The sequence below is a fragment of the Desulfatiglans anilini DSM 4660 genome, from assembly GCF_000422285.1.
Taxonomy (GTDB): domain Bacteria; phylum Desulfobacterota; class DSM-4660; order Desulfatiglandales; family Desulfatiglandaceae; genus Desulfatiglans; species Desulfatiglans anilini.
Window position 1 is genome coordinate 1 of record NZ_AULM01000109.1, and the last position, 1,001, is coordinate 1,001.

Below are 1,001 nucleotides of genomic sequence, written 5' to 3' on the forward strand. Positions count from 1 at the left end.
CACCAGGCCTCTACCTCGATGTCCGGTTTGAGCAGCAGTTGACCGCGTTTGTCGCTGGTGCGCTCAACGGCCCGCATCACCCTTTGGAAGCGGTAGGTTTTGCCCTGATATTCCTGGCGGATGTGGACTCGGAGGATTCCGACCCTTTTGCCGGGTCGCGGGCAGGTGACGGTCCCTTTGCCAAAGATTTGTCTGGCCCACTCCGCTTGGTCTTCTTTACGCGGGTTCCATTTGATGATGTAGCTGACTTTTTCATGTTCCGCCAGGGTGGCACGGGTTTCGAGGGCATCGTGGGCGGAATCCAGGCGGACAAGGAGCTTTTCCGAGGTCAGGGTGCGGGCCTTTTTCAGAACACGTTCCAGATAGGGGATGAACTCGCACTGGCTGTGCTGTTTGCCTTTCCGCAGTTCGAGTTCCAGGCACCAACCCTCCCGGCCCAGATAAGCGGCGATGGGCGCATACCCATCCGTGCCGGAGTAGGTGCAAGAAACCCCCTCTTTCTTGGTCTGGGAGTTGTCCATGGGGAACACATCACAATCAAGAGGAATGTGCCCGGTATCCAATTTTGTAATCAAAGCTTTGGAATCACGGATAAAATCGACTGCTGCGGCATCGACCAAAGGCCGCAGACTCACGGCAACATCATCCAGGCGTTGGCGTAACGTTTCAGCCGAAGGGACTTTACGAATACCCAGGGACTGCTTGAAATAGGTGTCATTTTTCTTATTGGTTACGGCTTCATAGTCGCTTTGACCAAGAGAAAGCATGCCGACATAGCTGCGCACGACGTCGTCCAGTGCGATTCCGCTGACGCCTTTGGCAAGAGGAAATGTCTTCCGTGCTTTGCCTGGCAGGTCGCTGTAATAGTTGATGCCCAGTCCGATCAATGCAAGACCCGAGTGCGAAGTGTAGAAATCTTTTTTGGACCGCTCAAGGATAAATCGTTTCACGTTTCACCTCCCAAGTGATCTTTTGACAGGTGAAACCGTAGCACAGTTAGT

At 53.8% G+C, this 1,001-nt stretch carries 1 protein-coding gene; it reads right to left on the minus strand.

Annotated elements, in window-relative coordinates:
* A partial coding sequence (locus H567_RS0121340) for a transposase (RefSeq protein WP_028322933.1) occupies window positions 1–950 on the minus strand: 950 nt, incomplete at its 3' end.
* Window positions 951–1,001: the final 51 nt, after the last annotated feature.